This is a genomic window from Albidovulum sp. (genome assembly GCF_049646345.1).
GTDB lineage: Bacteria > Pseudomonadota > Alphaproteobacteria > Rhodobacterales > Rhodobacteraceae > Albidovulum.
Window position 1 is genome coordinate 1 of record NZ_JBARVQ010000750.1, and the last position, 5819, is coordinate 5819.

5 protein-coding genes are annotated in these 5819 nt (G+C 65.4%); 3 read left to right on the top strand and 2 right to left on the bottom strand.

Going from position 1 to position 5819, the window contains the following annotated elements; genetic code table 11:
* Positions 1 to 83 precede the first annotated feature (83 nt).
* The 3 genes from deoC to WBB85_RS19680 are packed head-to-tail and all read left to right on the top strand — an operon-like array spanning position 84 to position 4118.
* Complete coding sequence (gene deoC, locus WBB85_RS19670) at positions 84 to 1058, top strand: deoxyribose-phosphate aldolase (RefSeq protein ID WP_432640286.1); 975 nt, start codon at positions 84 to 86, stop codon at positions 1056 to 1058.
* Between the two features lie 7 nt (positions 1059 to 1065).
* Positions 1066 to 3423, top strand: coding sequence for an aldehyde dehydrogenase family protein (locus WBB85_RS19675; RefSeq protein ID WP_432640287.1), 2358 nt, complete (start codon positions 1066 to 1068; stop codon positions 3421 to 3423).
* On the top strand, positions 3420 to 4118 hold the full coding sequence (locus WBB85_RS19680) for a fumarylacetoacetate hydrolase family protein (protein ID WP_432640288.1): 699 nt from the start codon (positions 3420 to 3422) through the stop codon (positions 4116 to 4118). Before WBB85_RS19675 ends, WBB85_RS19680 begins: the two co-directional genes overlap by 4 nt.
* A gap of 21 nt (positions 4119 to 4139) precedes the next feature.
* On the opposite strand, the gene WBB85_RS19685 is transcribed toward WBB85_RS19680, so the two are convergent.
* Together WBB85_RS19685 and WBB85_RS19690 are read right to left on the bottom strand one after the other, a co-directional pair.
* On the bottom strand, positions 4140 to 5159 hold the full coding sequence (locus tag WBB85_RS19685; protein WP_432640289.1) for an Ldh family oxidoreductase: 1020 nt from the start codon (positions 5157 to 5159) through the stop codon (positions 4140 to 4142).
* A 101-nt stretch (positions 5160 to 5260) separates the two neighbouring features.
* The coding region (locus tag WBB85_RS19690; RefSeq protein ID WP_432640291.1) for a DUF3726 domain-containing protein at positions 5261 to 5819 on the bottom strand (559 nt) is incomplete at its 5' end.

Consider the following 5819-nt stretch of genomic DNA (forward strand, 5'->3'; position numbering starts at 1 on the left):
GGTCAGGTATGAAGTTGCAGTTTGCCGGGACAATCAGTAGCTATGGGCGTTAAGATACCCTTACGCCGAACAATAGGATCGACATGTCGCAGATCGCGGGCCATGCCCTGTCCAACACCGCGCGCAATCCGGGCATGCCGCTGCGGACCGACTGGTTCGAGCAGATCGCGGTGAATACGCCTGCCGCCGAACGCCGCGCGGCGACGCTGACCACGCGGCGCACTGTTAAGAAGGACTGGCAGGCAGCCTGGCTGGTCAATGCCATCCGCTGCATCGACCTGACGACGCTTGCCGGTGACGATACCGAAGACCGGGTGCGCAGGCTCTGTGCCAAGGCGGTGCGCCCCCTGGCCGATCACATCCTGACGGGGCTCGGGCTCGATCAACTGACCACCGGCGCGGTCTGTGTCTATCCGACGATGGTCGCCGCCGCCGTCAAGGCTGTCGCGGGCACCGGAATTCCGGTCGCCTCGGTCGCCACGGGCTTTCCCGCGGGGTTGATGCCTCTGGACCTGCGGCTGGCCGAGATCCGCTATGCCGTCGATCAGGGCGCGGAAGAGATCGACATCGTCATCACCCGCGCCCATGTGCTGGATGGCAACTGGGCGGCCCTTTACGACGAGGTCGCAGCGATGCGCGAGGCCTGCGGGGCCGCGCATATGAAGGCGATCCTTGCCACGGGCGATCTGCAGACGCTGCGCAATGTCTACAAGGCGTCAATGGTGGCGATGCAGGCAGGCACGGATTTCATCAAGACCTCGACCGGCAAGGAAGGGGTGAACGCCACCCTGCCCGTCAGCCTGATCATGGTGCGGGCGCTTCGCGATTACCGGGACCGCACCGGCCACCGGATCGGGTTCAAACCGGCAGGCGGGATGAAGACCGCCAAGGACGCCATCGCCTGGCAGATCCTGATGAAGGAAGAGATGGGCAATGACTGGCTCAGCCCCGATCTTTTCCGGCTTGGGGCCTCTTCCATGCTTGGCGATATCGAACGCCAGCTCGAACATCACATCACCGGACGCTACGCCGCGTCCTCGCGCCATGCACTTGCCTGAGGGACCGATGCCGACAGTGACCGAGATACTGGAAACCATGGATTACGGCCCGGCCCCCGAAGCCTCGGGTGAGGTCACGGCCTGGCTTAAGGCGCGCGGCAGTTTTGGCCATTTCATCGACGGGGCGTTCACCAAACCCGGCAAGGGGTTCACCACGGCGAACCCGGCGAATGGCGAGGTGCTGGCCAAGGTCGCGCAAGGGACACAGAAGGACGTGGATGCGGCAGTGAAAGCCGCCCGCGCCGCCCTGCCCGGCTGGTCGAAACTGGCAGGTCACGAACGCACCAGATGGCTTTACGCCATCGCCCGCCATATCCAGAAACGCGAACGCTTCCTCGCCGTGCTTGAAACGCTCGACAACGGCAAGCCGATCCGCGAGGCGCGGGACATCGACGTGCCTTTGGTCGCCCGGCACTTCTACCACCATGCCGGATGGGCCGAGATGCTGGAGGATGAATTCCCCGGCGCGAAACCCGTGGGCGTCTGCGGCCAGATCATCCCGTGGAACTTCCCGCTGCTGATGCTGGCCTGGAAGATCGCGCCCGCGCTGGCCGCAGGCAACACCGTCGTCCTGAAACCCGCCGAATACACCCCCCTGACCGCACTTGCCTTTGCCGAGATCTGCGCCGAGATCGGCCTGCCCAAGGGCGTCGTCAACATCGTGACGGGTGACGGCGAAACCGGCGCGGCGCTGGTCGCGGCAGAGGTCGACAAGATCGCCTTCACCGGCTCGACCGAGGTGGGCCGGGCGATCCGTAAGGCGACCGCCGGAACGGGCAAGAAGCTGACGCTGGAACTCGGCGGCAAGTCGCCCTTCATGGTCTTTGCCGATGCCGATATAGACGCCGCCGTTGAAGGTGTGGTTGATGCGATCTGGTTCAATCAGGGGCAGGTCTGCTGCGCAGGCTCGCGCATTCTGGTGCAGGAGGGGATCAATCAGACCTTCCAGTCCCGCCTCACGGCACGGCTGGCAAAGTTGCGCGTCGGCGACCCCCTCGACAAGTCCACCGATGTCGGTGCCATCGTCGATCCGGTGCAACTGGCGCGCATCCGCGAACTCGTCGCGCAAGGCGAGGCCGAGGGCGCGGTGCTGCATCAGGCAGACTGCCAATTGCCCGCGCATGGTTCCTTCTTCGCCCCTGGCTTCATGACCAATGTCCAGCCTGCCAATATCGTGTCCGAGGTCGAGATCTTCGGCCCCGTGGCGACGTTGACCACCTTCCGCACGCCCGCCGAAGCCGTCGAACTGGCCAATAACAGCCGCTACGGGCTTGCCGCGTCGATCTGGTCAGAGAATATCAACCTTGCCCTCGACATGGCCGCGAAGGTCAAGGCGGGCGTCGTCTGGGTCAATTCCACCAATATCTTCGATGCAGGCGCTGGCTTCGGCGGCTACCGCGAAAGCGGGTTCGGCCGCGAAGGCGGGCGCGAGGGGATGCGGGAATACCTTACCGCCCCGTTGGTGAAGGCCAGACCGGAAGCCGAGGCGCCCGACCTCTCTGCAGCCCCCACTCCCGCTGCGCCGTCAAAGGGCCCTGCCCCCATAGACCGCACCGCGAAGATGTATATCGGCGGGGCGCAGAAGCGGCCCGATTCAGGCTATTCCTATGCGGTCATGTCCAAGGGGCGCGAGATCGGGTTGGCGGGTCTTGGCAACCGCAAGGACATCCGCAACGCCGTCGAAGCCGCGCACAAGGCATCCGGCTGGGGCAAGGCGACCGGGCATAACCGGGCGCAGGTGCTTTACTACATTGCCGAGAACCTCTCGGCACGTGAGGCGGAGTTCACCGCCAGGCTGAAGGCGGCGGGCGTGGCGAAAGCCGGTGATGAGGTCGCCGCCTCCATTCGCCGTGCCTTCTACTACGCGGCACAGGCCGACAAGTTCGACGGCGCAGTGCATTCCACGAAATCCGCGCATGTGACTTTGGCCATGCCCGAACCTTTCGGGGTGATGGGCATCGCCTGCCCCGATGACGCGCCGCATCTGGGTTTCCTCAGCCTGATCCTTCCTGCCATCGCCATGGGCAACCGGGTGGTGGCGGTGCCGTCCGCGTCGATGCCGCTCGCGGCAACCGACCTCTATCAGGTCTTCGACACGTCCGACCTGCCGGGCGGCGTGGTCAATATCGTGACAGGGGCAAAGGACGAACTGGTTAAAACGCTGGCGGCCCACGACGATGTCGCGGCCCTGTGGTATTGCGGCGGGGCGGATGGCGCGCGGATGGTCGAGGGCGAAAGTGCAGGCAACCTCAAGGTCACATGGACCCTGCCAAACCGCGACTGGCAAGGGCCGGACGGACAGGGCCGCGACTTCCTGCAGCGCGCGACACAAGTGAAAAACATCTGGATACCTTACGGCGAATGACAAAGCTTCTTTTCCCCATCCCCGACCCGGTCACCGTCCCCCTCAGGGGCGAGGATGCCGCCTTTCCCGTCACCCGCATCTTCTGCGTCGGGCGCAACTATGCCGACCACGCGAAAGAGATGGGGGATGAGGTCGACCGCGAAACTCCGTTCTACTTCACCAAAGCCCCAGCCCATCTGATCCTGTCGGGCGCGACAATTCCTTACGCGCCCGGAACGCAGGACTTCCACCATGAGATGGAGTTCGTCATCGCCATCGGCGCGGCGGGCTTCCGGGTGGCCGAGGCGGATGCGATGGCCCTCGTCCTTGGCTATGCCTCCGGGCTCGACATGACCCGCCGCGACCTGCAAACCGCCGCGAAGGACAAAAGCCGACCCTGGGATATCAGCAAGGATTTCGAGAATGCCGCCGTGATCGGCCCGATTACCCGCGCCGGAGCGTTTGGCACACCGGGGCCGCAGGCGATCTCACTTCTGCTGAATGGCAAGCCTGCGCAACAGTCGCGGTTGTCGGAGATGGTCTGGTCGGTGCCCGAACTGATCGCGCATCTCTCGACGCTCTATCACCTGCAACCGGGCGATCTGATCTTCACCGGCACCCCGGCAGGCGTCGGACCCGTCGCATCCGGCGACCGGCTGCACGGTGAGGTGGATGGGCTGGCGCCGGTCGAACTGACGATCGGCGACGCGGAATAGCGCCGCCGACCTCAGTCATCTTCAGGCCGCGCCGTCGCGGATGGCCCGCACTTTGGCCAAGGTCGCTGCATTGACGGCAACACCGCCTTTCAGCGCCTTGCGCCGGGCCGAGGCGCGCCCAGCGCCCGGAATATGTGCACCCGGACGGTCGCGCATCTCACCGACCAGCATCGCAAGGCGGTCGGCAAACGCCCCGCCCGAGGTCGCGCCGGGATCGATGGCGATGAAGAACTGGCCCGTCGCGGGCGGACCGCCTGCGGTGCCGGAAAACGGGCTGGCGTGAACGCCGAGCGTCGCACCGGTCATCGCCGCTGCCATCAGTTCAACGAGAAGCGCGATACCAACGCCCTTGTAGCCGCCCGAGGGCGCCATGGAGCCCTTGAGCGCGATGGCCGGATCGGTGGTCGGCTGACCATCGGGGCCAAGCGCCCAGCCTTCCGGGATCGGCAGGCCTTCGCGCGACCGCTTCATGATCTCGCTTTTCGCGATCACGCTGGCGCTCTGGTCGATCAGGATCGCAGGCGCGCCATCCGCATCCGGTGCGGCAATGGAGAATGGGTTGGTCCCAACGATGGGCTGGCGCGCGCCCACGGGCGCGATGGAGGCCGGTGCATTGGTGAAACCGATGCCCAGAAGGCCCGCCTCGGCGATGGCCCGCGTGTGCACGCCAAGAACGCCGCAATTGTAGGAGTTGTGGATCGCCAGCGCCGCAATCCCCTGTTCCCGCGCCATCGGGAAGAGCAGGTCGAACCCCGCCGTGATCGCCGGATGGGCAAAGCCGTTCGCCGCATCGACACGGATCAGACCCGGCTTCGGACACTCCACGACCGGCATCGCGCCGCCCACGACCTTGCCGCATTGCACATGTTCGCAATAGATCGGGACATAGGCCATGCCATGGCTGGAAACGCCGTCGGCCTCGGTTTCGGCGGTGGCCTTCGCCAGCGCGCGGGCGCTTTCGGGGCGGGTTCCGGCTGCAACCAGCGCGTCGAAGGCCAATGCCTCAATCTCATCAAGGCTCAGCGTTTCTGTATCGGCCATCTCGTTCTCTCCAATAGCGTCTTGCGTTTATATCGAAACAGAGCCCGAACCTATCGGTTCGAACCTTGATGCGTCCCCTGTTGACCGAAACCCGAAACGCTTCAGTCGTTGTCAGTCAGACCCGCGCCGGCACCGGCCTTGCGGCTTTCCTCGGTCGCTGGCGCATAGGTGCGGTGCGCGAAGCCTTTCAGGGCTTCGGCGGCATCCGCCTGCATATCGCAGCGCCGATGAACGGACAATGTCCGCCCCGTGCCGGTCTGGCCGCGCCGGATGGTCACGGCCTCTGCCTCTGGCAGCGCCAGCGCTTCGGCCGGGCCGTCGACGGACACCCCGTCAGGGCCGACAGCAACCGTTACATTGCCCCATGACACAAGCACGGTGTCATCTTCATCCCCGGCCGCAACAGCAGGCAGCAGGAAGACCGGAAAGGCCGAGCGTCCAAGACGGAGCTCTTCCCCGGATGCCAGACCCTGCAGCCGGTCGGACAGTGCCGCCCCGGCGATCAGTGGGCAGAGGCGCCCTCCCGGGGCCGACCATGGCTCCACCGTGCAGTCAGGGGCAAGATCGGCATAGGTCACACTGTCATTCTGCACCAGAAGATCGGCCAAGAGGCGCGGCGCGGGCAGACCATGCGCGGCCAGCCAGCGGCTCGCCCGTCCG

Bases quoted from the DNA above. Each gene is read 5' to 3' on its own strand.
- deoC (WP_432640286.1), top strand. From the start codon at position 84: ATGTCGCAGATCGCGGGCCATGCCCTGTCCAACACCGCGCGCAATCCG.
- WBB85_RS19675 (WP_432640287.1), top strand. From the start codon at position 1,066: ATGCCGACAGTGACCGAGATACTGGAAACCATGGATTACGGCCCGGCC.
- WBB85_RS19680 (WP_432640288.1), top strand. From the start codon at position 3,420: ATGACAAAGCTTCTTTTCCCCATCCCCGACCCGGTCACCGTCCCCCTC.
- WBB85_RS19685 (WP_432640289.1), bottom strand. From the start codon at position 5,159: ATGGCCGATACAGAAACGCTGAGCCTTGATGAGATTGAGGCATTGGCC.